Source organism: Verticiella sediminum (genome assembly GCF_007558815.1).
In the GTDB taxonomy this organism is placed as follows: domain Bacteria; phylum Pseudomonadota; class Gammaproteobacteria; order Burkholderiales; family Burkholderiaceae_B; genus Verticiella; species Verticiella sediminum.
Genome location: NZ_VLTJ01000037.1, coordinates 1 through 25,825, shown reverse-complemented (window position 1 = coordinate 25,825; position 25,825 = coordinate 1). Strand labels below are relative to the sequence as shown.

The following is a 25,825-nucleotide window of genomic DNA, read 5'->3' as shown; positions in this document are numbered from 1 at the left end:
ATGAAGCTTGCCGATCTGGCGCAGGTGGTGCGCAGCAAGAACGCCGGGCCGACGCAACTGACGCTCGACATATTCTTCCGCGACGCCGCGGCGTGGCAACGGGCGTGCGCGAGCGAGCGTCTCTCACCGGCGGGTGTGGCCGCGCTTTACGGCCTGACGGCCGGGCAGGTCGAGCGCTACCTGCTGCCCGAGATCCTTGCCATCAAGCTCTCGCTCGCACGGACGGTCTGCGCAGGCAGCCCGGGCGACGGCGACGTCTACGGGGCCCAGCAGCATGCCCCGCTGCTGGGGATCGAGCTGTGAGCGCAGTCCGGAACCTGCTGCGCAACTGGCGGCGCGGCGAGCCGCTGCGCGTGCTCTCGGCCTCGGGCCAGCTCGGCTACGGGATTCCCGCCGACTCGCTGGCACGCGGCCTCGAGCGCCGGCCGCACCTCATCGGCTGCGACATGGGCTCGATCGACCCGGGGCCGTACTACCTGGGCTCGGGCCGGATGGGGGCGCCGCGGCAGACGGCGCGACGCGACCTGGCGCTCGTGCTCAAGGCCGCCCGCTCGCTCGACGTGCCGCTCCTGATCGGCAGCGCAGGTACCGCCGGGGCGGCTCCGCATCTGGCCGCGACGATGGAACTTCTGCGCGAGATCGCGCAAGAGGAACGTCTTTCATTCAAAGTCGCGACCATTGCGAGCGATCTCGATCCGGCCTTCGTCGCCGCCGCCCTCGAAGAGGGCCGGCTCGCGCCGATCGGCCCCATGCCGGAGCCGACGGCGGCGGCCGTGCGGGGATGCAGCCACATCGTCGGGCAATGCGGGGTGGAGACTTTCTGGCGCGCGCTCGACACGCAGCCCGACGTGGTGATCGCGGGGCGCGCCTGCGATACCGCGATCTTCGCGGCGCTGCCGATGAAGCTCGGCTTCGATGCGGGCCTGGCCCTGCACATGGCCAAGATCATCGAATGTACCTCGCTGTGCTGCAGCCCGGCCGGCCGCGATGCGATGCTCGCCACGCTCGATACCGACGGCTTCGTGCTCGAAAGCATGAACCCTGCATGCCATGCCACGCCGGCCTCAGTGGCCGCGCATGCCCTGTATGAGCAGGCCGACCCGTTCCGGGTGGAAGAACCCGAAGGCATCCTGGACCTGCATGCCGCCCGCTACGAAGCGCTCGATGCCCATCGCACGCGCGTGCACGGCGCGCGCTTCACGCGACGCGAGCGCCCCACGCTCAAGGTCGAAGGTGCCGCCTGGCTCGGCCACCGCATGGTGCTGCTCGCTGGCACCGTGGACCCCGTGCTGATCGGTGGACTCGATGCGGTGCTTGCGGCCGTGGAGCAGAAGGTGCGCATGCTGGTGGAGGGCGACTGGTCGCTGCATCCGCATGCATACGGCCTCGGCGCAATCCGCGCACTGCCGGCCGCGAGCGCACCGCCGGCGGAAGTCGGGCTCGTGATCGAATTCATCGGCACCGATGCCGAGCAGGTGCGCGCCGCTGCGGGCGTGTTCAAGCAGAACCTGCTGCACCACGGATTCCCGGGCCGGCTCTCGACGGCAGGCAATGTGGCCTTCGCGTTCACGCCAAGCGAATTGGCGGCGGAGCCGGCCTATGGGTTCGTGCTTTATCACGTGCTGCAGGATGCGCCGGTGGAATCGCTGTTTCCCATCAGCATGGAGCAAGTGACGGCCGAAGACTTGCGCTAGCTGCAGGGCAAGGGCAAGACACTTGGTGCGTACGTCCCCATTCACCCAGCAGCCCCTACCTCGCCGCAATCCTGAACCACTCCTTCGCGCGCGAGCCGCTCGACCTCGTCCGCCTCGAATCCCCAGGCGAGCAGGCCGGAGACGTTGTCCGCGCCAATGGCGACAGGCGGGTTGCGCACCGCGCCCGGCGTCACCGAGAAACGCGGCGCCGGGCCGGGCTGCACCACGCCGTCGATTTCCACGAAGGTCGATCGCGCGACGTTGTGCGGATGGTGCGGCGCTTCGGCGAGCGACAGCACCGGCGTCACGCAGCAGTCGCTGCCTTCCATGATCGCGAGCCATTCGGCCCGCGTCTTGCGGCGGATCGTATCGGCAAAGCGCTTCTTCAGTTCGGGCCACTTGGTACGGTCGCGCTGCGGATGGAAGTCCGGGCCTTCGAGCCCCAGGTTGCGCAGCAGGTTGGCGTAGAACTGCGGCTCGGAGGCGCCCAGCGCAATCCACTCGCCGTCCTGGCACTGGTAGACGTTGTAGTAGTGCGAGCCGCCGTCGATCGAATTGACCTGCCGCTGATCCTTCCAGTATCCGGAGGTGAAGTAGCCGTAGATCATGCCCATCAACGAACTCGCGCCGTCCACCATCGCGCAATCCACCACCTGCCCCTTGCCGGTCGACCGGGCATGGTGCAGTGCAGCCATGATGCCGAAGGCCAGGTACAGCGAGCCGCCGCCGAAATCGCCCAGCAGGTTGATCGGGATCACCGGCTCATCCTTCGTTCCGATGGCGTGCAGGGCGCCCGAAAGCGCGATGTAGTTGATGTCGTGGCCGGCCTTGTGCGCGTTCGGCCCCTCCTGTCCCCATCCGGTCATCCGGCCGTAGATCAGCGCCGGCTTGCGGGCGAGAGCGACGTCGGGCCCCAGGCCCAGCCGCTCCATCACGCCGGGACGAAACCCCTCGATCAGGACGTCGGCCTGCTCGATCAGGCGCAGGCAGAGCTCGGCCGCGCCGGGCTGTTTGAGGTCCACCGCCACCGACCGCCGCCCGCGCGAGGTCACGGAGGTGTTCAGGTAGGGACGCGCACCCTTGCGGTCGATGCGGATCACGTCGGCGCCGAGATCGGAGAGCAGCATGCCGCAGAACGGCGCCGGCCCGAGCCCTGCGAATTCGACGACTTTCAGGCCCTGGAGCGGGCCGCCAAGAGATGACATCGTTGTTCCATCCTCGTTCGGCAGCAAGGCCGATTGTGCCAGTATTCGTATGGGCGATTACAGGCGGTCGCGTTTCACGACGACGCCCGCCTTTTCCCGGTCCCAGGTGTCGGGCGTCACGCCTTCCGCGCGCAACTGGTGCTTGACGATCTTCTGCGTCGCGGTCCGGGGCAGCGCCGGCATGACACGGATGTACCGGGGGATCATGAAGTAAGGCAGGCGGGTGCGCAGGAACTCGATCAGCGCCTCGGGCTCAACCGAGGCGCCCTCCACCAGCGACACGACGGCGAGCACTTCGTCCTCCGACAGTTCGCTCTTGGCCGCGACCACGGCCACCTCGCGCACCTGGGGATGGCGTGCGATCTCGCTCTCGACCTCGAACGACGAGATGTTCTCGCCACGCCGCCGGACCGCATCCTTGAGCCGGTCGGCGAAGATGAAATCGCCCTGCGCCGTCCTGCGAAATGCATCGCCGGTGTGGAACCAGCCATTGCGCCAGACGTCGGCGGTCGCCTGCGGCTCGCGCAGATAGCCGCTCATCATCGTCCACGGCTCGGCCGAGCGGACGACCAGCTCGCCGACCTGTCCGTCCTCGAGCGGAAGGTCGTTCTCGTCGACGACCCTGGCCTCGACCCCTGGACGCGGCCTCCCGCATAGGCCTCGTACTTCAGGATTCGGCTCGCCGTGGAACGGCGCGGAGATCTCCGTCATGTTGTAGACGCCGAACACGTCGACGCCGAAGCGCTTGGAGAACGCCGCGGCGCTCGCGTCGACCGGCGCGATCTGGATGGTCTTCAGCGGATGCGAGCGATCCTCCGGGCTCTCCGGCTGCTGCAGCAGATAGGGCAGCGTGACGCCGAGCAGCGAGGTCGTCGTGATGCCGAAGCGCCGCACGTCGCTCCAGAAGCGGTCGGTCTTGAACGATTCGACCAGGGCGATCGAGCCGCCACGGGCCAGCATTCCGTAGACGTTCCCGATGCCGCCCGTGTGCGACAGCGGCGCATGGATCAGCCGGCGGTCCGTCGCGCCAATGTGTCGCGCCGAGAAGGCATGCGCGTACCGCTGCATGTAGGAGGTCAGCACGCCCTTGGACGGCCCGGTCGTGCCGGATGTATAGAGGACGAACTGGGTGTCCCAGGGCTGGATCGGCTGAGCGAGCGGCGGCAACGGGACGGGCACGCCGGTGTCCAGTGCCTGCTCGACGATCTCGTAGCCATCCGGTGCCGGCGTCGGATCGCCGCCCGTCCCGGCGACGACCAGCGTGCGCAGGAAACGCGCCTGGACCTCGGCCAGCCGCCCCATCAGGCGCGGGTCGACGACCATCAGCCGCGCCTGGCTGTTGTTCAGGATGTGCTCGAGGAAGCCGCCGCGCGAGGCCAGCCCCAGGGGGGCGCAGACGGCACCCAGGTAGTTGACGGCCAGCATCATGCGCAGCGCATCGGGGCCGTTGGGCATCCAGACCGCGACGATGTCGTCCTGCGCCACCCCTTGGCCAGCCAGGAAGGCGGCGGCAGCGACCACCTGGGCCTTCAGCTCGGAGAAGGTCCAGTGCATGCCGTCCTCGAACAGCGCGAAGACTTCGTCGGCGCGCTCCCGGGCATGGCGATCGATGAGGTTGCGCACGACAGTGTCTTCGGCTGTCGGTCGTTTCGGTGGGGTCGTTGTGGGGTCGGACATATTCTGGGCGATTCGTATAGCGCGAGACGGCCTCATCCCGGCTCAGGGTGCGAGGACGATATGGGCCTTCTCGGTCACTTCCTTGACACGGGCGTGATCCGCTTGCAACCGCTGACCTAGCTGCTGCGGGGTCAGGTAGTACGGGGACTGCAATTGGGTTTCGATGGACTTGATCACATCAGGCATCGCGAGCACTTTCTGCATCGCTTCCGTGAGCTTGGCGATCGCGGGTTCCGGCGTGTCCGCCGGAGCGAGCAGGACCAGGTACGGTTCGAGGGACTCGAGTTCGGGAAGCCCGTACTGCGAAAAGGTAGGGACCTGTGATCCGCCCGGAGGCGCGGTGTAGGCCAGGGCGCGCAGCGTGCCGGAATCCACGTGCGGCTGGAGCGTCGGCACGTTGGTGATCATCATCTGCACGCGGCCGGCCAGAAAGTCCTGCACCGCGGGGGCACCGCCCTTGTACGGCACGTGCACGATCTTCGTGCCGGCACGCAGGTTGAACAGCTCGCTTGAGAGGTGGTTCAGATTGCCCACGCCGGAGCTGGCGTAGTTCAGCTCACCGGGATGGGCTTTCGCGTACTCGATGAATTCAGGCAGCGTCTTGGCCGGCACCGAGTTGTGCACGGCCAGGAGATAGCTGGAGCGCGAGACGCCCGCGATCGGCTCGAACTCCTTCAGAAAGTCGCCGGCCTGCGGCATTTGCAGCGGGAGGATCACATGCGTGCTGCCCGCCGTGAACAGCAGCGTGTAGCCGTCCGGCGCGGCTTTGGCGACCGCGGCCGCGCCGATGGCGGAGTTGGCGCCCACGCGGTTGTCGATCACGAAGGGCTGCCCTAGCAGCTCGCTCAGCTTGGGCCCGACAATACGCATGATCGGGTCCACCGAACCTCCGGGTGGAAACGGGACGATCACGCGGATCGGATGGTCGGGATAACTGCTCTGCGCGAACGCGAGTGGTACCGCCAGAGCGGTTGCCGCGAACGCTGCCAGCAGCTTGGGGAACAGGCGTTTCATGGGACTCCTTTGGGGAAACAGGCGTTTTATGTGACTTCTTTGGATTGCCCGGGCTCCGTTGGACCACAGAGCAGCGCGATGATAGCGCTACCAAAAATGGCGGTCAAGAAAATTGTTGGGAGTTGCCTAGGCCCATGAACTGTCCGGTTCTGTAGCCCGCACATCGATGCGGCGGATGACGTTACCGTCAGAGCGCGGCGACGAGCCCAGCCCTCTTCTTGTCGAGATAAATGTCGACGAAGGAAGGCATGGGCATCGCCGGCAACCAACCTGCCACCGGGAAATTTGAACCCGGAACCGGCACCGCACCGGAAGGCCTGATTCCGATCCGGGCCTCCTTGACGGACCCGTGCTTACGGCTTGCTGCCCAACGCACGCTCGAAAAAGAATCGCACCATCTCGGCAGTGGCATCCGGCCCGGCTCGGTCAGTGTATGAACCGCTCTCTGTGCCGCCGGCCCAGGCATGGCCGGCGCCATGGACCTCCCAGCGTTCGGCGATGATGTCGCCCGCGGGATTCCGATACATGTGCCTGGTGCTGTGGCGCTTGTTGTTCATGCCCGGCACGCGGCGGCTCTCGACATGGGCGGATGAACCCGCGCTGGCCGCGGCCACCCCGTGGGCGTTGCTCGGATGCACGATGGCATCGCGGTCCCCGTGGAAGACAATCGTGGGCATCCCGCTGCCGGCCTGCATGGGCGTCCGACCGCCGGCGCCCTTCATTGCGGAGAGCGCCGACGGAAGATCCGACGCCACGCCCGGCGCCAGCCCTGAATGCACGCCCGCCGCCGCATACAGGCCGGGATAGGCGTTGGCCAGGATCGCGGCCATCGCGCCGCCGGCCGACAAGCCAGCCACATAGACACGCTGGGTATCGATGGCGTGCGTTTCGATCACCGAGCGTGTCATGCCCGCCAGAATTGCGGGTTCGCCTCGGCCCTGCTGTTGGTGATTGTGCTTGAACCAGTTCCAGCACTTCTGAGGATTCGTCTCACGCGACTGCACCGGATACAGCACGTAGAAGCCCTGCGCCCTCGCCGCGTTGTTCATGGCGGTGCCGGCGGCGAAATCGTCGGCGTCCTGGGTACAACCATGAAGCATGACTATCAGCGGCAAGGGCCGGTCGCCCGCGTTGGGCGGCACATATAGCTTGTAGCTGCGTTGACCCGCTGAATTGCGGAACGATCCCGCGATGAACATATCGCCGGAAACGGCCGGCCCGCGCATGGGCGCGACGGCTTCTTCAACGATCGTCGGGGCCGTCTCGGACATCGCCGAGGACTCCGGGATCTCCCAGGCTTCGACGTCGATCACGTTGGATTCGTCCCGCCGGATGCCGGCGAGGGGTGCGCCGCCTCGTAATGCGGCTTGAATGGCAGCAGTAGCCGCGGCCAGATTGCCGGACTGCGTGAGTTGCGTAGCCTGCTGCATGAGTTGCTGGAATTCGGGGTGCATGGCATTACCTTAACGGCTAGGAGGTGGTCAGCGGATGCGCTGACGCAGGGCGGCTTTGACGGCGGAACTGGCATGCAGCGCGCCCAGGACCGTCAAGGATTCGATCGTGGCAAGAGCCAGTTCGGGCGTGACATCGGACGCTATCGTCGCCAGCCCCAACACCCGGATTTGAAGCATTTCCCCCGCAGCCTGGACCGCAAGCAAATCCTGGGTGGAGTAATGCTGTATGCCCAGGACAAGCGTCTTTCGGCTGACCGCCTGGCGTACGGCGTCGCCATGCGTGGCCAACTGATTGCGGATCGCGGTCCGTATCAGGTCTGTGCGGTTCGCATAAAAGCCCTCCTGGACCAGAAGATCGATCTGGCCCAGGTCGACGTAACCCAGGTTGATGGTGATCTTCTCGTCAGGGGGCTTGGGAACGGAGGCAAGGGATGGGGTGCGAGGAGGCATGAAGACATGCTAGTACCATCTACTTGGATGGTCCACGGATGTTTCAACTTGATAGATCCAGGCCGACGTTGGCATGTCGGCCACTGCGGTCAGCAGAGTGCGGAATAGTCGAGCGTATTGGGCGAGCGTCGGCTCTTGCGATGAAGAGCCCTTGGCGGGAGCGGGTGATGGGAACGGTATTTGGCACCGACCTCATTGATCGTTAAGGGATCACTCCCCTTTGAAAGGGGAATGTACCCGACCATGTACCTGTTTCAAGGCTGTCGGCCACCCTGGGAGTTGCCCCTGCCCGTGAGCCACAACGATTCCCTTGAGAACACCAACCTATAATTGAAGCTCTCAAGGGAACCTCAATCATGGCCTCCCCATTCCTTTGCCAGGAGAGCGTGCGATCCGGAAGCTGGGCAACGACATTTCCTGGGCTCGCGGGCGGCGCCACATCTCCCAAGCGTCCCTGGCCGAGCGCATGGGTGCGTCCCTATCCACCGTGCGCCGTATGGAGAAAGGTGACGTCAAGGTGCCCATCCACTTCCTTGCCCGCGCGCTACATGGCTTCGGCGTGATCCGGGCCCTAGAGCACCTGCTGGATACGCCGAACGACGAGATCGGCCTGACGCTGATGGACAAGCACTTGCCCAAGCGCGTGCGCAGCAAGTCTGGTGGCTCTTCGGGAGCGCTGTGATGGCGACCGCCGCACCGGCCCGCCAGCAAGTCCAAGTAGGCATCGGCAAGGCTGGCCTACTTTGGCATCTTTGATTGCGCGGCCGGGGGGGAGCAGACTTTGACCTCAACGCAAGTTGCGGCAGTCGCGAATTAGCGGATAGGGTGCTGGGAAGTGTACTGCCATGGCAATCGTCCGGTTAACCAGTAAGACATCATCAAATGCGAAAGCAAGTGTTGGCAGAACTGATCCTGAAGAACCGCCGCTATCGAAAGTCATCGCTTTTCCTCCTGTTCACGAACATTGTTTTGTTGGCGGTTTTTTATTTCAACCTTATCTCGCCAGCCCTGATGCCGGACAACTACGCGAATCCGGCATTTTTGAAATTCATGGAGTCGCCCGAGTTCGATGAAATCATTGTGCCGCGATTCGAGGAACTAAAAGCCTACAATGATGCTCCTACACGGCATTCTCAGCCGAGCTCAAACCTGATAGCGGTGGATCCGAGCCAATTGGGTGTCATTGTCGAAGTCCAATATTCTCTAACGCCGCAGCAAGAGGCAGCCGCCGATGGAGAGCCGCGCTACCGTTACGACACACACATCAGAGTTCGACCTGCGATTAGCACTTTGGCGGGTTTTGTAGGTCTCGAAATTGTGTTGACCTCACTACTTATCTGGGGTTTAAGGGGGAAGTTAGACCCCGTACATGCCGAGTTCGAGTCCGAAGTACTTAGAGGCTACTTTTTCCCGGAGGCGTCCGATACATCGGACAGCCCAGCTATCGAAGACGCTCTGCTGCGCCTTTTGTCCCGATTTCACGTTTATGCCACGGAGCTTCAGGCCCAGCCACGTTCAGGCCACAGTGCCTGGAAAATCACCGATGAGTACGATGTACAACATGCCTTGTGTGCACTCCTGCGCACGCACTTCGACAACGTCAAGCCCGAGGAGATAACGCCAAGCCTCGCAGGCTCTTCGTCCCGTGTGGATTTCTTGCTCGTGAACGAGCAGACAGGCATCGAGGCGAAGATGATGCGTCACTCATTGACCGAACGAGAACTGGGCAAGCAACTCTTGCTTGACTTGGCACAATTTCCCAGTCATTCGCAATGCCAGTCACTCATATTTCTGGTATATGACCCGACCCACATGATTCGTAACCCTGTGGACCTGCGCAAAGGGGTCATTGATGCCGCCCGCGGTTTCCCTGTTGAGATCATATATTCACCTCCACGCTGACCTCAATGTCATCAAAAATCGGGCAAGAGTGGCTGCATAGATTTTTCTTTCGGTTCTCTCCAGCTTTCGAAGGAGCGAACGCTTTTCAATAGGCGCCCTTGGAGTTGGACATTGCTTTAATGGCAAAGTCCTGCATCATCCCCCTTCTCTACTCCGCATACTGCGCATGGTTATAGACCGCACTGATCCGATTCGGATCCGCGCGCGACAACTGAGCGTCCGCCCACACCCCGGATAGCCGATCTCGTTCAACGCCGCAACTCCCCCTTGCGCACGCCAGTCAATAACATCAGTCGAGCAGCCAATTGCGTCGCACCGGTGGTAGTGGGACCGCCACAACGTACAAGTCCCGTACCGGGTCGTTCTCCATATCGGGCACCACCACCATGGCGCATTCGAACAATTGCCGGAGCCACGTACGCAGTCTCCGCAGCATCAGGCTGCTGACAGCAAGAATGCGGCACGCCAGCTCACCGTATTGATAGGCCAAAAATGTACCGGATTGGGGGGCGCTAGAGAGGCATTTTCCCGATCCCAACAGCATTAGGGATGGGAAAATTTCATTGAAATTCAATCACTTGGAATCACTTCCCAAAGTGACGAACCGGGTATGGAGCGTGATTTGAGCGGGTGAAGGGAATCGAACCCTCGTATGCAGCTTGGGAAGCTGCCGTTCTACCATTGAACTACACCCGCATCGAGCTGCCGGCGTTGCACCGGCAAGGCGGGGAACGATACAGCGGGCGCCGATCCTGTGTCAAGCAGGCAACGACCCTTCACGCCTCTCGATCGCTCCGAACCTCCCCACCCCGTCTCCAACGACCCACGCCACCCAGCCCCGCTGCCACAGCCCCTCGCCAGCTCATCAATTCTCCCTACCACGCAGATCGAATAAACCAAATTTACAGGCGCCGCCCCCGTTCCTAGACTATGCGCTCTGCCAAACCTGCAAGCTCATTCAAGGGAACCCACGATGTCCGACGACAAGAACCCCAAGCCTCTGACCACGGATGCCGGTGCGCCGGTGCCCGACAACCAGAACAGCCTGACCGCCGGCCCGCGCGGGCCGTTGCTGGTGCAGGATCACCAGCTTTTCGAGAAGCATGCGCACTTCAACCGGGAGCGCATTCCCGAGCGCGTGGTGCACGCAAAGGGTTCGGCGGCTTTTGGCACGTTCACGGTGACGCACGACATCACGCGCTACACGAAGGCGTCGATCTTCGCGGAGGTGGGCAAGCGGACGGATCTGATCCTGCGCTTTTCCACGGTGGCCGGCGAGCGCGGGGCGGCGGACGCGGAGCGGGATGTGCGCGGGTTCGCGATCAAGTTCTACACGGACCAGGGCAACTGGGATCTGGTGGGCAACAACACGCCGGTGTTCTTCGTGCGCGACCCGTACAAGTTCCCGGACTTCATCCACACGCAGAAGCGCGATCCACGCACCAATATGCGCAGCGCGACGGCGATGTGGGATTTCTGGTCGCTCTCGCCCGAGTCGCTGCACCAGGTGACGATCCTGATGAGCGATCGGGGCTTGCCCGCGAGCTATCGCCACATGCATGGTTTCGGCAGCCACACCTACAGTTTCCTCAATGCGGCCAACGAGCGCTATTGGGTGAAGTTCCACTTCAAGACGCAGCAGGGCATCCGCAACTGGACGAACGCACAGGCGGCGAAGATGGTGGGCGAGGACCGCGAGTCACACCAGCGCGATCTCTTCGAGAGTATCGAGCAGGGCGATTTTCCGAAATGGACGCTGTATGTGCAGGTGATGCCTGAGGCCGAAGCCGACAGGCAGAGATACAACCCGTTCGATCTGACGAAGGTCTGGCCGCACAAGGACTTCCCGCTGATCGAGGTGGGCGTGCTCGAGCTGAACCGCAATCCGGACAACTACTTTGCGCAGGTGGAGCAATCCAGTTTCTCGCCGGCGAACGTGGTGCCGGGCATCGGCCACAGCCCGGACAAAATGCTGCAGTTCCGCATCTTCTCCTACGCGGACGCGGCCCGCTACCGTCTGGGCGTGAACCACGACTACCTGCCGGTGAACGCGGCGCGCTGTCCGGTGCACAACTACTACCGAGACGGCACGATGCGTTTCGATGCGAACGGCAAGGGCTCGGTCAATTACGAGCCGAACTCCTACGGCGGCCCGGTGCAGCAGCCGCAGGCGAAGGAGCCGCCGCTGGCGATCGACGGGGCGGCCGACCGCTACGACCATCGCGAAGGCAACGACGACTACACCCAGCCCGGCGATCTGTTCCGCCTGATGCCGGACGAGCAGAAGCAGCAGCTCTTCGACAACATCGCGGCGGCCATGCAGGGCGTGCCCGAGGAAATCGTCGAGCGGCAGCTCGGGCACTTCGCGAAGGCGGATCCGGCCTACGCCGAAGGCGTCAGGCGGGCGCTCGCGGCGGCGCGCTGACCTCCTGCGCACAGCAGCCGATGAGGCTGGACACGCCATCCAGGCGGCGTTCCGGGTAAGCAGATATTGCTTCCGGGCAGTTCCCACAAAACTCCGACGCGCTCGCCAAGCCGGCTACAATCCGCGCTATGGAAATCCAGCTCAATGGCACGGGCCGTACAGTGCCCGAGGGCAGCACTGTGGCCGCCCTCATCGAATCGCTCGGCTACACCGGCAAACGGGTAGCGGTGGAGCGCAATGGGGAGATCGTGCCCCGCAGCGCCCACGCCGACACCCGGATCGCGCCGGGCGACACCATCGAAATCGTCGTCGCAGTCGGAGGCGGCTGATCGTGCGCATCGCCGACCTTCTCAAGAAAGCCGCCGGGACATCCGCCGACCCGGCGGCGCAGGACGAGGCCAAGCCCGGCATCGCCTCGCACATCCGCAGCTTCGTGCGCCGCCGCGGCCACATCACCGAGGCGCAGCGCGCCGCGTTGGATGAGCTGGTGCCGCGCTACGCGCTGGAATACCGTCCGCAAGTCGCCAATTTCGCCAAGGATTTCGGGCGCGAAGCCCCCCTCATCCTGGAAATCGGCTTCGGCATGGGCGAGACGACGGCGAAGATCGCCGGCGATCGTCCGCACGACAACTTCCTGGGCGTCGAAGTGTTCCAGGCGGGTGTGGGCGCCCTCGCCAAGCGCCTGGACGCCGCCGGTCTGCAGAACGTGCGCATCATCCAGCACGATGCGGTGGAGGTCGTGCGCGACATGATCGCGCCCGCTTCGCTTGCCGGTGTGCACGTGTACTTTCCGGACCCCTGGCCCAAGAAGCGCCACCACAAACGCCGTCTGATCCAGCCGCCGTTCGTCACCCTGCTCACCTCGCGCATTGCGCCCGGCGGCTATCTGCACTGCGCGACCGACTGGGAGCACTATGCGGACCAGATGCTGGAGGTGCTGAGCGCCGAATCCAGTCTGGAGAACACCGCGGGCAGCGGCTTCGCCGAACGCCCGGGCTGGCGTCCGCAGACGAAGTTCGAGACCCGTGGCCTGCGCCTGGGGCACGGCGTGTGGGACGTGCTGTTCCGCAAGAAGCCCGCTTGAGGCGGGCCGGGGCGTCATCGCCCTGGCTGTCTAGCCGGAAGTGCCCCCCGCTCCCTGCCTGGGAGCGGCCCGCCGTGCGCCTTCAGGCTTGTACCCGCCAGTCCAGTGTCTCGCCGGCGGCAAGCGGCACCAGCGTCGTATCGCCGAAAGGCAGCTCCGTCGGGATCTCGGTGGCGCAACGCTCCAGCACCAGGGTGCCGGTATTGCGCGGCAAGCCGTAGAACTGCGGGCCGAAGCGGCTGGCGAAGTCGTCCAGGCGATCGAGTTTGCCGGCACGCTCGAAAGCGGTGGCGTAGAGCTCCATCGCGTGCAGGGCCGTGTAGCAGCCGGCACAGCCACAGGCATGCTCTTTGAGACCACGGGCGTGGGGCGCGCTGTCGGTGCCCAGGAAGAAGCGCGGGCTGCCGCTGGTGGCGGCTTCGACCAGCGCCTGGCGATGCTCTTCGCGCTTGAGCACGGGCAGGCAGTACCAGTGCGGGCGAATACCGCCCACGAACAGGGCGTTGCGGTTGTACAGCAGATGCTGCGGCGTGATCGTCGCCGCTACCGGGCCGTCGGCGTCGCGCACGTAGTGCGCGCCATCCTTGGTGGTGATGTGCTCGAACACCACTTTCAGCTCGGGAAACGCCTTGCGCAGCGGCAGCATCACGCGATCGATGAAGCGCGCCTCGCGGTCGAATACGTCGACGTCAGCGTCCGTGACCTCGCCATGTACCAACAAGGGCATGCCTTCGCGCTGCAGGGCTTCGAGCGCGCCCTTGCAGCGCCCGAGCAGGTCGGTCACGCCGGCGTCCGAATTGGTGGTTGCACCAGCCGGATAGAGCTTGACCGCATGCACCGCACCAGACGCCCGCGCCTTGCGAATCTCGTCGCCCGACGTATTGTCTGTGAGATACAGCGTCATCAGCGGTTCGAATGTGCCCTCGGGCACGCCGGCATGGGCGAGCGCCTCGAGAATGCGCCCGCGATACGCGAGCGCGTCCTGCGTCGCGGTGACGGGCGGCTTCAGGTTGGGCATGACGATGGCGCGCGCGAACTGTCGCGCCGAATCCGCGACGACGGCCTGCAGCGCCGCGCCGTCGCGCAGGTGCAGGTGCCAGTCGTCCGGGCGGGTGAGGACGAGGCGGGAGGTATCGGAGGTCATGCGCGCTATTGTACGAGAGGCGGCCGCCGGACCTCACGCCAGCCGCGCGGCAGATGCAGGCTCGCGCGCCGGCGACTAGCCCCGCAGCGGCATGCCTCGCTCGATCAGGGCACTGAACAGCGCGGCGCCGACCGGAATGATGTCGTCGTTGAAGTCGTAGTGCGCATTGTGCAGGAAGCGGCCATTCTCCGCGCCGCCCTGTCCGAGCCGGAAATACGCGCCCGGCCGGTGCTGCAGCATGAAGGAGAAGTCTTCGGAACCCATCGAAGGCTGCAGGTCGCGCACCACTTTCTCCGGGCCGAGCACTGCCGTGGCCACGTCAGCGACGAAGGCGGCTTCACGCGGCGTATTCAGCGTGGCGGGATAGATGCGGTCGTAGCGCACGTCGGCGCTGCCGCCGAACCCTTGCGCTACCGCGCTCGCCAGCTCGCGCATGCGCTGCTCCACCATATCCTGGACCGAGCGCCGGAAGCTGCGCACCGTGCCGACCAACTGCGCCTGTTCCGGGATGACGCTCATCGCGCCGGGATTGCCGGCCTGGATCGAGCCCACCGATACGACGGCGGCATCGAGCGGGTTGACGTTGCGCGACACGATGCTCTGCAGCGCGGTCACGACATGGGCGGCGATCACCACCGGATCGCAAGTCTGGTAGGGGTGCGCACCGTGCCCGCCACGCCCGTTGACGGTGATCTCGAAGCGATCGGCCGCGGCCATCATCGGGCCGCTGTTGATGCCGAGGGTGCCCGGGGGCAGTGCCGGCCAGTTGTGCAGCGCATAGATGGCGTCGCACGGATAGGTATCGAAGAGCCCGTCGTCGATCATCGCCTGCGCCCCGCCGCGGCCCTCCTCGGCAGGCTGGAAGATGAACACTGCAGTGCCGTCGAACTCGCGGGTGGCCGCGAGGTAGCGCGCAGCCCCCAGCAGCATGGCGGTGTGGCCATCGTGCCCGCAGCCGTGCATCAGTCCCGCCTTGCGGGAACAGTGGCCGAAATCGTTGGCTTCGACCATGGGCAGCGCGTCCATGTCGGCACGCAGGCCCAGCATGCGCCCACTGTCGAAGCCGCGCCCGCGCAGCACGCCGACCACCCCGGTCTTGCCGATTCCCTGGTGCACTTCCATGCCCAGGGCCTGCAGCTCGCGCGCGACGATGCCCGCGGTGCGTACTTCCTCGAAGCCGAGTTCGGGATGGGCGTGCAGATCGCGGCGCAGTGCCGTGAGTTCGTCGTGATAGCGGCGGATGTGCTCGAAAGGCGAGCGTACGGCGGCGTCCATGCGGACCTTCAAGACAGTACAAATTGGATATGGTATTGTCGCGCCCCCGCGCCCGCCTGTCATCATAGGCCGCGGCAGCAATGTCGCCGAGCCGCCACGCCCGTCGATCCCGGCCGTCCAGGCCGGTCGGACGGGCCCATTCGGCCCCACGTGGGTCCGATGGATGCGGGACGAATTTGAAACATCTTCCCGGATTGTGGCGACCCGAGGAAGGCAGTATGCTGCGCGGGGTGTAGTTACTTTACTAGGAGAAAAACGGATGGCCACCGCCAGCAAGACCGCACGCAAACCGAACGCAGCGTTCATGAAGCCACTCAAGCCCAGCGCCGACTTGGCTGCGGTCATCGGGTCGGAGCCTCTGCCCCGCACGGAAGTCACCAAGAAGATCTGGGAGTACATCAAGAAGCACGATCTTCAGGACGCCGCCAACCGCCGCAACATCAATGCCGACGACAAGCTGAAGAAGCTGTTCGGCAAAGACCAGGTCTCGATGTTCGAGCTGACCAAGATCGTCAACGGTCACCTGAGCTGATAGCAGGCCTGTCCCTTGCACGCGGTGCCGCAAGCACCTGTGCAGGGATTGCAGGAAGAAGGCCCGAACGAACGACACCCCAAGCGCTGGACAAATGTCCAACCCTTGGGGTGTTTTACATGGCAAGGACCGCGGACGTGCGCGTGGTCAGCCTGGCAGTTTCGGGCCTTCCAGTTCGGGCGCGGTGCCCGCCGGCCCCCCCAGCTCGAAGGTGTTGCGCGTGAAGGATGCGACGCAGTAGTAGCCGAGCAGCGCCGGCATGTCGAGGCAAGGCATCGCGTCCCTTGCGTTGTTCGCTACCTGCGGCCCGTGTGAGGCCGCTCGGACGCGGTCGGGTACAGCCCGATCACAGCACGGCGATCACCGCTCACCTCGGACGACAGCAGCCGCGATCGCGGCCATCTGCGCCCGTCGGATCGAAGCGCGCCATGTGCTGACGTGACAGGCCGGCATGAATCTTCATGAAAAGCGCTGTATCCGGCGCGCCGAACTGCATCTTGTCTTCGGTGCCGGCACGGCGGCCTTACCCAATAAGGTCGGGTGCGCGAAGGTACGGCGCACATCGTGCACGTGCGCGCCATCGTGAAGGTCGTGAATATCGCCTCCTTGTCTCCTTGTTGTCCAGACAAGAGAGTTTGTCGGCATCAACGGCGATGACCACGTCGTACCGGCCGGCGGGCAGGCTGATGAGCGTCTGGTTGAACGCCTTGCTTGCACTCGCGCACGCGTTCTAGTCGGACCTGCCGAGCGCCTGAAGCGCAGTACCTGCGCATGGACGGCGCGGTTGGGTGGCGCGATCGGGCCGCTCGTTCAGGCGGCTTGGCCGCTCGGGCAAGCTACCGCGCCCATCGAAGAACAGCTCAGCGCGGCGCACCCGGAAGCTGAAGAAGAGCCTCCGGGCGCAGCGCCAACCGCTACACCATGGCGCCGATGGAACGGCCCTCGGCCAGCGTGAGCCACCCCTTGATGACCCGATAGAGCACCCAGACCAGGGTGACGAAAACGCCGACCCATCCGATCAAGATCAAGGCGAGCAAGGCGCTGACGGCGAACCAGAGCACGGACCACCAGAACGTGCGCAGCACCCATTCGAAGTGCGACGAATACACGGTGCCCGCTGCGTCGCCCTTCTTCACATAGCACAGCACGACCGCGGCGAGCCAACCCATGCCGCCGGTAATGAAACCGATGGCATACAAGCCGTAGACGATGTGCAGGACGAGCCGCAGATTGAGCCCCGGCGGCGGGGCCGGAGGCGGGGGCGGCGATACGGGCTGAATGGGCGGGGATGCGTCGCTCATGAATACTCCATCATACGGTTCCAGATACGTTTCGATCTTACAACGAGTCGGTTGTGCACAATGCGCCCGGCCGTCGTCACACGGCCAAACCCTGCCCGATACCGGGCAGTGCCTGCCCATACCGTCAGCCGCCGTCGTCCTCGCGCAACACTGTGTCGGCAACCGCCCGTCCGATACGCCGCAGAACGGCCCCGGCCTCCTTGGCCTCGTCGAGCCCGCTCGCACAGGCGGCAACGACGACGGCGCGCTTGCGCCCGCTTTCCGGGTAAGCCACGCCGACGTGGCAGGCTTGCTCGAACTGCGTGCCGGTCTTGTGGATGAACGGGATCCCTTGCGGCAGGCCGCCCTCCAGGCGGTAGTCGCCGTCCTCGTCGAGCTTCATGTAGGCGAACAGGCGCGCCCGGCTCTCGTCCGACAGCAGGTCGCCCGCCACCAGGCGTTCGAGCATGGCGCCGTAGGCGTCGAGCGGCGCCATGTTGCGCTGCGTGGCGTAGTAGCGCGCATAGGCTTCGGGCATCGTGGCCACGGCCAGCGCGTCCTCACCCACGTCCAGGGCATCGCGCACCGCGCGCACGCGGGCCGGCCCGATGGACGCTCCCGCGATCCGCACCAATGCCTCGTTGGGCAGGTTGCGCGCATCCTCGTGCAGCTCGCCGTAGATATCGCGCCGGATCGTGGAGAAGTCGGTCAAGGTCACGTTGGCCGACTTGCCCATGTAGGCGGCAACCCTGCGATTGAGCTGGTCCGCGCCAAGCTTGCGAATCAGCAGGTTCGCTGCAGTGTTGTCGCTGCGCATGAGCATGGCCTCGAGCAGCTCATCCACTGTATAGGTGGACCCCGTGTCCTGCCAGACCAGATCGCCGGCGCCATCGATGCGGTCGGTGTCTTCCAGCGTCATGGTGTCTTCGAGGCCCAAATCGCCGTCGTCGGCGGCCTCGAGGACGGCCAGGGCGATGGGTACCTTGACGGTCGAGGCGAGATACCACGGCCCTTCGACGGCATAGCGCATCTCCTGCCCGTCGGAAAGCCGCTTCACATAGACGCCGAGCCTGCCCGGACTATCGGCATCGATCTCTTCGATCTCGCGCACCAGCGCTTCGTGCCAGGATTGCGCCTGTGCGGCCATCGCCGGCGCGGCCATGGCCAGCGCACACGCCATCAACATCGATCTCATCAACGACCTCGCTCGGAGAAATAACCGGAATCCGCGACCGCGCTGCCTACGTCGCGCAGCACGCGCTCCGAACGCTGCAAAGAGCCGTCGCCGGCGACGCACGCCACGATGACCAGGGCCCGGCTCGCGTCCTTGACGTGCCGCGCGATGCCCCCGTCACAAAATCGTGCGCGCTGCGTACCCGTCTTGTGCGCGAACACCACGTCGGCCGGCAGGCCGGCCTTTATGCGGCGATCGCCCGTGCGCACTTGCGCCATGATTTCCAGCAGCCAGCGTCGTTGCGCCGGGGGCAGGAACGCTGGATCTTCTAGCACGGCGAACATGCGGCCGAAGGCGTCCAGGCGACCGGCATTCAACCCTGTTGCGTAGTAGTTCGCATAGGCCTGGTTCAATGTCGGCATGTTTGCGACCGGCAGCAGCTCGAGGATGCGAAACATCTCGCCGAGCCGCGCGTCATCCGTGGGTTGCGCGCGGATGCGCAAGAAGTCGCGCCCGGCCAGTTGCCGCGCCTCGGGCGTGATCTCGCTGTAGATGGCCCGGCGCACGTCGGCCAGCGTCGTGATGCGCCCGACGCCCGCCGGCCAAAGCTCGTGGACCAGAGCATTGACACGGTCGATGCCAACCAGACGGATGAGCATGTCGGAAGCCGTGTTGTCGCTGTGGATCAGCATCTGTTCCATCAGGAACTGCACGCTCAGCGCCTGGCCAGGCGCATACCGGTTCGTTCGACCCGCGCCGTCGACATAGTCCTCCGGCCTGAGAGTCAGCTCGCTGGCCAGCGAGAAATCTCCGCGCGCCACGCCCTGCAATACCGCCGCGGCCACGGGCACTTTGACCATCGAAGCCAGATACCAGCGCTCATCCGCCTGGCGCGATACCGCCACACCGTCCTGCAGGTCGAGGACATACACGCCGACCTGCGCCGCGCCATGTGCATCGATGGCGTCCAGCGCCTTCGCGAGACGATGCGGCCAATCCGGCAACGCAGCAGCCGCGGGCGTCAGACACAGGCAGAACCCGATGAGGGCGGCAAAGACAGCCTGCCGCATAGCGTGAAAAGAAGACAACCAAAGAAGCACGGCGCACCGGAAATCAGCATGAACGAACTGCCGTGCTTCGCAAACGCCATACCAGGCGTTCGTCTGGGGATGCTGAGTGCGAGGAGACGCGGGGAATGGGGGAGATGAGGGAGCCTGCTCGGCGCTGAGCGCTGGAGTTTTAGGGGGCGGTAAAAGACAAAGCCCCGTATCCTTTTGGATACGGGGCTTTGTGGTGTAAGAGCCTGACGATGACCTACTTTCACAGACGTACGTCCACTATCATCGGCGCAAAGGCGTTTCACGGTCCTGTTCGGGATGGGAAGGAGTGGGGCCACCTTGCTATGGTCGTCAAGCGTAACGGGTTGCGCTGCGGTCGGTTGGACAGCAGCGCCAATTCGGAAGAAGCGTTGGCCGTCGCGTTGGCGACGACACCAGTATTCGTGTGTTCTGCGTTGCGGGTGTTGTGGATTGCACGGCACGCGCTACAACCATCAGGGTTATAGGATCAAGCCGCACGGGCAATTAGTACTGGTTAGCTCAACGCATTACTGCGCTTACACACCCAGCCTATCAACGTCCTGGTCTCGAACGACCCTTCAGGGGGCTCAAGGCCCCGGGATACCTTATCTTTAGACGAGTTTCCCGCTTAGATGCCTTCAGCGGTTATCTCTTCCGTACATAGCTACCCGGCAATGCCATTGGCATGACAACCGGTACACCAGAGGTACGTCCACTCCGGTCCTCTCGTACTAGGAGCAGGCTCCATCAAGTATCCAACGCCCACGGCAGATAGGGACCAAACTGTCTCACGACGTTTTAAACCCAGCTCACGTACCACTTTAAATGGCGAACAGCCATACCCTTGGGACCGGCTACAGCCCCAGGATGTGATGAGCCGACATCGAGGTGCCAAACACCGCCGTCGATATGAACTCTTGGGCGGTATCAGCCTGTTATCCCCAGAGTACCTTTTATCCGTTGAGCGATGGCCCTTCCATTCAGAACCACCGGATCACTATGTCCTGCTTTCGCACCTGTTCGACTTGTCAGTCTCACAGTTAAGCACGCTTATGCCATTGCACTATCAGCACGATTTCCGACCGTACCTAGCGTACCTTCGAACTCCTCCGTTACACTTTGGGAGGAGACCGCCCCAGTCAAACTGCCCACCATACACTGTCCCCGATCCGGATAACGGACCTAGGTTAGAACCGCAAACAAGCCAGGGTGGTATTTCAAGGTTGGCTCCACGCGATCTGGCGACCACGCTTCAACGCCTCCCACCTATCCTACACAAGCCGATTCACAATCCAATGTAAAGCTACAGTAAAGGTTCATGGGGTCTTTCCGTCTAGCCGCGGGTAGATTGCATCATCACAAACATTTCAACTTCGCTGAGTCTCGGGAGGAGACAGTGTGGCCATCGTTACGCCATTCGTGCAGGTCGGAACTTACCCGACAAGGAATTTCGCTACCTTAGGACCGTTATAGTTACGGCCGCCGTTTACCGGGGCTTCGATCAAGAGCTTGCACCCCATCACTTAACCTTCCGGCACCGGGCAGGCGTCACACCCTATACGTCCACTTTCGTGTTTGCAGAGTGCTGTGTTTTTATTAAACAGTCGCAGCCACCGATTCTCTGAGACCCCTTCACGCTAAGCACGCAGGTGCTTCACGCTACAAGGGCATACCTTATCCCGAAGTTACGGTATCAATTTGCCGAGTTCCTTCTCCCGAGTTCTCTCAAGCGCCTTAGAATACTCATCCCGTCCACCTGTGTCGGTTTGCGGTACGGTCTCGTACAGCTGAAGCTTAGAGGCTTTTCTTGGAACCACTTCCAGTCACTTCGCGAGACATGCTCGCTCGATCCATACCCTTGAATTACGCGCCCGGATTTGCCTGAAGCGCCATCTTCGATACAGAAACAGGGACATCCAACACCCTGATGACATTCCGCGATCCGTCCCCCCATCGCACTGTACGACGGTGCTGGAATATTAACCAGCTTCCCATCAGCTACGCATCTCTGCCTCGCCTTAGGGGCCGACTCACCCTGCGCCGATGAACGTTGCGCAGGAAACCTTGGACTTACGGCGAGAGGGCTTTTCACCCTCTTTATCGCTACTCATGTCAGCATTCGCACTTCTGATACCTCCAGCAGCCTTTACAAGCCACCTTCGCAGGCTTACAGAACGCTCCCCTACCGCGTGCACAAAGTGCACACCCGCAGCTTCGGTATATTGCTTAGCCCCGTTACATCTTCCGCGCAGGACGACTCGATCAGTGAGCTATTACGCTTTCTTTAAAAGATGGCTGCTTCTAAGCCAACTTCCTGACTGTCTGTGCCTTCCCACTTCGTTTCCCACTTAGCAATATTTGGGGACCTTAGCTGGCGGTCTGGGTTGTTTCCCTCTTGAGTCCGGACGTTAGCACCCGGTGCTCTGTCTCCCAAGCTGGACTTGCAGGTATTCGGAGTTTGCCATGGTTTGGTAAGTCGCCATGACCCCCTAGCCATAACAGTGCTCTACCCCCTGCAGTCATACTTGAGGCACTACCTAAATAGTTTTCGGGGAGAACCAGCTATTTCCAGGCTTGTTTAGCCTTTCACCCCTATCCACAGCTCATCCCCTAACTTTTCAACGTTAGTGGGTTCGGTCCTCCAGCACGTGTTACCGTGCCTTCAACCTGGCCATGGATAGATCGCCTGGTTTCGGGTCTACACCCAGCGACTGAACGCCCTATTCGGACTCGCTTTCGCTACGCCTTCCCTATCCGGTTAAGCTTGCCACTGAATGTAAGTCGCTGACCCATTATACAAAAGGTACGCAGTCACCCCACAAGGAGGCTCCTACTGTTTGTATGCATACGGTTTCAGGATCTATTTCACTCCCCTTCCGGGGTTCTTTTCGCCTTTCCCTCACGGTACTGGTTCACTATCGGTCGATCACGAGTATTTAGCCTTGGAGGATGGTCCCCCCATCTTCAGACAGGATTTCACGTGTCCCGCCCTACTTGTCGCATGCCTAGTTCCACCTCGATGATTTCGTCTACAGGGCTATCACCTGCTATGGCCGGAGTTTCCAATCCGTTCGACTATCAAAGAAGCTAAATCATGCAGGCTGTTCCGATTTCGCTCGCCACTACTTTCGGAATCTCGGTTGATTTCTTTTCCTCGGGGTACTTAGATGTTTCAGTTCTCCCGGTTCGCCTCCGCTGGCCTATGTATTCAGCCAGGGATACACCCGAAGGTGTGGGTTTCCCCATTCGGACATCTGCGGATCAAAGCTTGTTTGCCAGCTCCCCGCAGCTTTTCGCAGGCTACAACGTCCTTCATCGCCTGTGATCGCCAAGGCATCCACCGTATGCACTTAGTCGCTTGATCCTATAACCATGATGGCTATAGTGACCTGAGTATTCGCGCTTGTGCCGTTCGTCGGTCTGAGTAAACATGCCTTTCGACATGCCTTGAGACTTCTCGAACTATGTATGCAATCACAACCCGTCATATTCAACGCTGCGCAAGATCGAACTTGCCGCGTGAACACACGTTACTTGTTGTTGCTTCTTCCAAATTGTTAAAGAACAGCCGTCGGGCACTAACCCAACCGTCAATGCACCAGGTCTTACCCCATGCACTCACGCTTGGACTCTGCCGTCGCGTTGTCATATTCAGGTTGCAGAATCACCAGTCAATGGTGGAGGTGAACGGGATCGAACCGATGACCCCCTGCTTGCAAAGCAGGTGCTCTCCCAGCTGAGCTACACCCCCAGATCACGCCATCATCGCCATGAACCGCTTGGGTACTTCGTGGTGGGTCTGGTTGGATTCGAACCAACGACCCCCGCCTTATCAAGACGGTGCTCTAACCGACTGAGCTACAGACCCGTCGTACCGCCAGGATCTGCGCCATCCAGGCCACCGGAGTAAGGATAAACTCCATGCACCCGATGCCTCGATCCTACAACCTGATAACTAACAACCGATAAGAGTGGACGCTTGCGCGATTTGGCGCTTGCTCTGAAAGGAGGTGATCCAGCCGCACCTTCCGATACGGCTACCTTGTTACGACTTCACCCCAGTCATGAATCTCACCGTGGTAAGCGCCCTCCTTGCGGTTAGGCTACCTACTTCTGGTGAAACCCACTCCCATGGTGTGACGGGCGGTGTGTACAAGACCCGGGAACGTATTCACCGCGACATGCTGATCCGCGATTACTAGCGATTCCGACTTCATGCAGTCGAGTTGCAGACTGCAATCCGGACTACGATCGGGTTTCTGGGATTGGCTCCCCCTCGCGGGTTGGCGACCCTCTGTCCCGACCATTGTATGACGTGTGAAGCCCTACGCATAAGGGCCATGAGGACTTGACGTCATCCCCACCTTCCTCCGGTTTGTCACCGGCAGTCTCATTAGAGTGCCCTTTCGTAGCAACTAATGACAAGGGTTGCGCTCGTTGCGGGACTTAACCCAACATCTCACGACACGAGCTGACGACAGCCATGCAGCACCTGTGTTCCGGTTCTCTTTCGAGCACTCCCAGATCTCTCTAGGATTCCAGACATGTCAAGCGTAGGTAAGGTTTTTCGCGTTGCATCGAATTAATCCACATCATCCACCGCTTGTGCGGGTCCCCGTCAATTCCTTTGAGTTTTAATCTTGCGACCGTACTCCCCAGGCGGTCAACTTCACGCGTTAGCTGCGCTACTAAGTCCCGAAGAACCCAACAGCTAGTTGACATCGTTTAGGGCGTGGACTACCAGGGTATCTAATCCTGTTTGCTCCCCACGCTTTCGTGCCTGAGCGTCAGTGTTATCCCAGGAGGCTGCCTTCGCCATCGGTGTTCCTCCGCATATCTACGCATTTCACTGCTACACGCGGAATTCCACCTCCCTCTGACACACTCTAGCCCGGTAGTTAAAAATGCAGTTCCAAAGTTGAGCTCTGGGATTTCACATCTTTCTTTCCGAACCGCCTGCGCACGCTTTACGCCCAGTAATTCCGATTAACGCTTGCACCCTACGTATTACCGCGGCTGCTGGCACGTAGTTAGCCGGTGCTTATTCTGCAGGTACCGTCATCCGGTCAGGGTATTAATCCGACCGATTTCTTTCCTGCCAAAAGTGCTTTACAACCCGAAGGCCTTCATCGCACACGCGGAATGGCTGGATCAGGGTTTCCCCCATTGTCCAAAATTCCCCACTGCTGCCTCCCGTAGGAGTCTGGGCCGTGTCTCAGTCCCAGTGTGGCTGGTCGTCCTCTCAAACCAGCTACGGATCGTCGCCTTGGTAGGCCTTTACCCTACCAACTAGCTAATCCGACATCGGCCGCTCCAATAGTGAGAGGTCTTGCGATCCCCCCCTTTCCCCCGTAGGGCGTATGCGGTATTAGCTACGCTTTCGCGTAGTTATCCCCCGCTACTGGGCACGTTCCGATGCATTACTCACCCGTTCGCCACTCGCCACCAGACCGAAGTCCGTGCTGCCGTTCGACTTGCATGTGTAAGGCATTCCGCTAGCGTTCAATCTGAGCCAGGATCAAACTCTTCAGTTCAATCTCTGATAAATTTCCGTACTGTTTAGGTACGTCGCTCGCTCAAAGGAAGACAAGTTGGATTCGAAAATCCGTCCTGACTTCTTTCGGTATGAGCACTTGATTCGTTCGCATCACTTCCCGTCCGAAGACCAGAAGTGAATCGCGCCGCTTCACCAAGCGCCCACACTTATCGGCTGTTATATTGTTAAAGAGCGGTACCGCCAAAATTCTGTACTGCGCACTGCTTTGCTGCTATTCTCTACCCTGATTCGCTGCATCGCTGCGGCGTCGTCATCAGCAGAGAAACGAGATTATGAAGAAGTTTTTTTCGTTTGTCAAGCCAGCGTTTCGTCAGACTCAATCGCTCACTCGACAACTTCTTCACGCCTCGGTTTGCTGAACACTCTCTCGCGAGAACCCTCACCAAACCGCTCGCCGCGCCCTTCCGGGCACTTGCCTCACCCGCCGTTTCGCGTCGCATTCAGCGATCAACGTGTCAGCAGCGAAGCCCTGAACTATAACACAGCTTTTAACGCTGTGTGCAAGAAGTTTTTTACCGGAAGATTCTCATCCCACCGCGCTCGCCCCAACCCGCAGAACCAGCAAACTTCCCGCCCCGCCCCTCACTCCGGCTGTCTACCAGCGCCGCGCCGCTCTTTCGAACAACGCCTGAGAAGCGAAGCCTTGAACTATAACACAACGGTCATCGTCGTGTGCAAGCTGTTTTTCAACACCCCGCCTCAGGACACCCAGCCCGGAAAAACCCCGCCCAGCGCCTAAGCACCCGACCAAGACCCTTCCCAAACCGCCTCGCCGCCTTGAACCCGGCTGTCTACCGGGCCGCCCACCGCATCTACCGGCAAACCCGATCGATGTAACGTTGCGTGAGCAGCGAAGACAGAAACTATAGCACGGAAAAA

At 62.2% G+C, this 25,825-nt stretch carries 19 protein-coding genes, 3 tRNA genes and 3 rRNA genes; 8 read left to right on the top strand and 17 right to left on the bottom strand.

Annotated features, from left to right (window positions below):
• Positions 1–303, top strand: a complete 303-nt coding sequence (locus FOZ76_RS18745; RefSeq protein WP_143949815.1) for a DUF4387 domain-containing protein — start codon at positions 1–3, stop codon at positions 301–303.
• Positions 300–1,694 (top strand): acyclic terpene utilization AtuA family protein, encoded by a 1,395-nt coding sequence (locus FOZ76_RS18740; RefSeq protein WP_143949814.1) that lies wholly within the window; start codon positions 300–302, stop codon positions 1,692–1,694. The genes FOZ76_RS18745 and FOZ76_RS18740 overlap by 4 nt, the downstream gene beginning before the upstream one ends.
• A gap of 41 nt (positions 1,695–1,735) precedes the next feature.
• On the opposite strand, the gene FOZ76_RS18735 is transcribed toward FOZ76_RS18740, so the two are convergent.
• The 5 genes from FOZ76_RS18735 to FOZ76_RS18715 all read right to left on the bottom strand — a co-directional run bounded on the left by FOZ76_RS18735 (position 1,736) and on the right by FOZ76_RS18715 (position 7,494).
• A complete protein-coding gene (locus tag FOZ76_RS18735) occupies positions 1,736–2,899 on the bottom strand; it encodes a CaiB/BaiF CoA transferase family protein (RefSeq protein WP_143949813.1) in 1,164 nt (387 codons plus the stop codon).
• Between the two features lie 57 nt (positions 2,900–2,956).
• The gene (locus tag FOZ76_RS18730; protein WP_246129629.1) at positions 2,957–4,522 is read right to left on the bottom strand and encodes an AMP-binding protein; all 1,566 of its coding nucleotides are present in this window, start codon (positions 4,520–4,522) and stop codon (positions 2,957–2,959) included.
• Positions 4,523–4,618: 96 nt separating this feature from the next.
• Complete coding sequence (locus FOZ76_RS18725; RefSeq protein WP_143949811.1) at positions 4,619–5,590, bottom strand: Bug family tripartite tricarboxylate transporter substrate binding protein; 972 nt, start codon at positions 5,588–5,590, stop codon at positions 4,619–4,621.
• Between the two features lie 353 nt (positions 5,591–5,943).
• The gene (locus FOZ76_RS18720; protein WP_143949810.1) at positions 5,944–7,044 is read right to left on the bottom strand and encodes an extracellular catalytic domain type 1 short-chain-length polyhydroxyalkanoate depolymerase; all 1,101 of its coding nucleotides are present in this window, start codon (positions 7,042–7,044) and stop codon (positions 5,944–5,946) included.
• 27 nt (positions 7,045–7,071) lie between these two features.
• Positions 7,072–7,494 (bottom strand): CopG family transcriptional regulator, encoded by a 423-nt coding sequence (locus FOZ76_RS18715; protein WP_143949809.1) that lies wholly within the window; start codon positions 7,492–7,494, stop codon positions 7,072–7,074.
• 373 nt (positions 7,495–7,867) lie between these two features.
• Here FOZ76_RS18715 and FOZ76_RS18710 point away from each other — a divergent pair, with 373 nt between their 5' ends.
• Positions 7,868–8,176, top strand: a complete 309-nt coding sequence (locus FOZ76_RS18710) for a helix-turn-helix domain-containing protein (RefSeq protein WP_281283019.1) — start codon at positions 7,868–7,870, stop codon at positions 8,174–8,176.
• Positions 8,177–8,376: 200 nt separating this feature from the next.
• Positions 8,377–9,396, top strand: coding sequence for a PD-(D/E)XK nuclease domain-containing protein (locus tag FOZ76_RS18705; protein WP_143949807.1), 1,020 nt, complete (start codon positions 8,377–8,379; stop codon positions 9,394–9,396).
• Between the two features lie 625 nt (positions 9,397–10,021).
• Here FOZ76_RS18705 and FOZ76_RS18695 read toward each other — a convergent pair.
• Positions 10,022–10,092 (bottom strand) — tRNA-Gly (locus FOZ76_RS18695).
• A gap of 277 nt (positions 10,093–10,369) precedes the next feature.
• Here FOZ76_RS18695 and FOZ76_RS18690 point away from each other — a divergent pair.
• The 3 genes from FOZ76_RS18690 (at position 10,370) to trmB (ending at position 12,905) form a co-directional block, all read left to right on the top strand.
• Positions 10,370–11,821 carry a catalase gene (locus FOZ76_RS18690; RefSeq protein WP_143949806.1) on the top strand — a complete coding sequence of 484 codons (1,452 nt, stop codon included), beginning with the start codon at positions 10,370–10,372 and terminating at the stop codon, positions 11,819–11,821.
• Between the two features lie 128 nt (positions 11,822–11,949).
• Positions 11,950–12,150: a sulfur carrier protein ThiS gene (gene thiS / locus FOZ76_RS18685; RefSeq protein ID WP_143949805.1), complete on the top strand. Its 201-nt coding sequence runs from the start codon at positions 11,950–11,952 to the stop codon at positions 12,148–12,150.
• 2 nt (positions 12,151–12,152) lie between these two features.
• Complete coding sequence (gene trmB, locus FOZ76_RS18680; protein WP_425473314.1) at positions 12,153–12,905, top strand: tRNA (guanosine(46)-N7)-methyltransferase TrmB; 753 nt, start codon at positions 12,153–12,155, stop codon at positions 12,903–12,905.
• Positions 12,906–12,987: 82 nt separating this feature from the next.
• Here trmB and pyrC read toward each other — a convergent pair whose 3' ends face one another.
• Positions 12,988–14,049: a dihydroorotase gene (gene pyrC, locus FOZ76_RS18675; protein WP_143949803.1), complete on the bottom strand. Its 1,062-nt coding sequence runs from the start codon at positions 14,047–14,049 to the stop codon at positions 12,988–12,990.
• A gap of 75 nt (positions 14,050–14,124) precedes the next feature.
• On the bottom strand, positions 14,125–15,324 hold the full coding sequence (locus FOZ76_RS18670; protein ID WP_143949802.1) for a M20 aminoacylase family protein: 1,200 nt from the start codon (positions 15,322–15,324) through the stop codon (positions 14,125–14,127).
• A gap of 259 nt (positions 15,325–15,583) precedes the next feature.
• Between FOZ76_RS18670 and FOZ76_RS18665 the strand changes: the two genes are divergently transcribed.
• Complete coding sequence (locus tag FOZ76_RS18665) at positions 15,584–15,856, top strand: SWIB/MDM2 domain-containing protein (RefSeq protein WP_143949801.1); 273 nt, start codon at positions 15,584–15,586, stop codon at positions 15,854–15,856.
• A gap of 147 nt (positions 15,857–16,003) precedes the next feature.
• Here the strand turns inward: FOZ76_RS18665 and FOZ76_RS28210 are convergent, their stop codons facing one another.
• From FOZ76_RS28210 to FOZ76_RS18625, 9 genes are all read right to left on the bottom strand, one after another.
• Positions 16,004–16,132: a hypothetical protein gene (locus FOZ76_RS28210; RefSeq protein WP_281283018.1), complete on the bottom strand. Its 129-nt coding sequence runs from the start codon at positions 16,130–16,132 to the stop codon at positions 16,004–16,006.
• A 638-nt stretch (positions 16,133–16,770) separates the two neighbouring features.
• The gene (locus FOZ76_RS18660) at positions 16,771–17,157 is read right to left on the bottom strand and encodes a DUF4870 family protein (protein ID WP_170235532.1); all 387 of its coding nucleotides are present in this window, start codon (positions 17,155–17,157) and stop codon (positions 16,771–16,773) included.
• A gap of 124 nt (positions 17,158–17,281) precedes the next feature.
• The gene (locus FOZ76_RS18655; protein WP_143949800.1) at positions 17,282–18,331 is read right to left on the bottom strand and encodes a serine hydrolase; all 1,050 of its coding nucleotides are present in this window, start codon (positions 18,329–18,331) and stop codon (positions 17,282–17,284) included.
• On the bottom strand, positions 18,331–19,314 hold the full coding sequence (locus tag FOZ76_RS18650; protein ID WP_170235531.1) for a serine hydrolase: 984 nt from the start codon (positions 19,312–19,314) through the stop codon (positions 18,331–18,333). The genes FOZ76_RS18655 and FOZ76_RS18650 overlap by 1 nt, the downstream gene beginning before the upstream one ends.
• Before the next feature lie 297 nt (positions 19,315–19,611).
• Positions 19,612–19,724: ribosomal RNA gene (gene rrf / locus FOZ76_RS18645) — 5S ribosomal RNA — on the bottom strand.
• Between the two features lie 148 nt (positions 19,725–19,872).
• Positions 19,873–22,753 (bottom strand): 23S ribosomal RNA (locus FOZ76_RS18640).
• Between the two features lie 311 nt (positions 22,754–23,064).
• Positions 23,065–23,140 (bottom strand) — tRNA-Ala (locus FOZ76_RS18635).
• Positions 23,141–23,180: 40 nt separating this feature from the next.
• A tRNA-Ile gene (locus FOZ76_RS18630) sits at positions 23,181–23,257 on the bottom strand.
• 135 nt (positions 23,258–23,392) lie between these two features.
• Positions 23,393–24,923: ribosomal RNA gene (locus tag FOZ76_RS18625) — 16S ribosomal RNA — on the bottom strand.
• The 16S, 23S and 5S rRNA genes sit together here with 2 tRNA genes alongside, the layout of an rRNA operon.
• Between the last annotated feature and the right edge of the window lie 902 nt (positions 24,924–25,825).

Coding starts and splice junctions, on each gene's coding strand:
- FOZ76_RS28210 (WP_281283018.1), bottom strand. CDS start 16,132: ATGCCTTGCCTCGACATGCCGGCGCTGCTCGGCTACTACTGCGTCGCA.
- FOZ76_RS18720 (WP_143949810.1), bottom strand. CDS start 7,044: ATGCACCCCGAATTCCAGCAACTCATGCAGCAGGCTACGCAACTCACG.
- FOZ76_RS18725 (WP_143949811.1), bottom strand. CDS start 5,590: ATGAAACGCCTGTTCCCCAAGCTGCTGGCAGCGTTCGCGGCAACCGCT.
- FOZ76_RS18690 (WP_143949806.1), top strand. CDS start 10,370: ATGTCCGACGACAAGAACCCCAAGCCTCTGACCACGGATGCCGGTGCG.
- FOZ76_RS18660 (WP_170235532.1), bottom strand. CDS start 17,157: ATGAGCGACGCATCCCCGCCCATTCAGCCCGTATCGCCGCCCCCGCCT.
- FOZ76_RS18655 (WP_143949800.1), bottom strand. CDS start 18,331: ATGAGATCGATGTTGATGGCGTGTGCGCTGGCCATGGCCGCGCCGGCG.
- FOZ76_RS18665 (WP_143949801.1), top strand. CDS start 15,584: ATGGCCACCGCCAGCAAGACCGCACGCAAACCGAACGCAGCGTTCATG.
- FOZ76_RS18715 (WP_143949809.1), bottom strand. CDS start 7,494: ATGCCTCCTCGCACCCCATCCCTTGCCTCCGTTCCCAAGCCCCCTGAC.
- pyrC (WP_143949803.1), bottom strand. CDS start 14,049: ATGACCTCCGATACCTCCCGCCTCGTCCTCACCCGCCCGGACGACTGG.
- FOZ76_RS18670 (WP_143949802.1), bottom strand. CDS start 15,324: ATGGACGCCGCCGTACGCTCGCCTTTCGAGCACATCCGCCGCTATCAC.
- FOZ76_RS18735 (WP_143949813.1), bottom strand. CDS start 2,899: ATGTCATCTCTTGGCGGCCCGCTCCAGGGCCTGAAAGTCGTCGAATTC.
- thiS (WP_143949805.1), top strand. CDS start 11,950: ATGGAAATCCAGCTCAATGGCACGGGCCGTACAGTGCCCGAGGGCAGC.
- FOZ76_RS18745 (WP_143949815.1), top strand. CDS start 1: ATGAAGCTTGCCGATCTGGCGCAGGTGGTGCGCAGCAAGAACGCCGGG.
- FOZ76_RS18705 (WP_143949807.1), top strand. CDS start 8,377: ATGCGAAAGCAAGTGTTGGCAGAACTGATCCTGAAGAACCGCCGCTAT.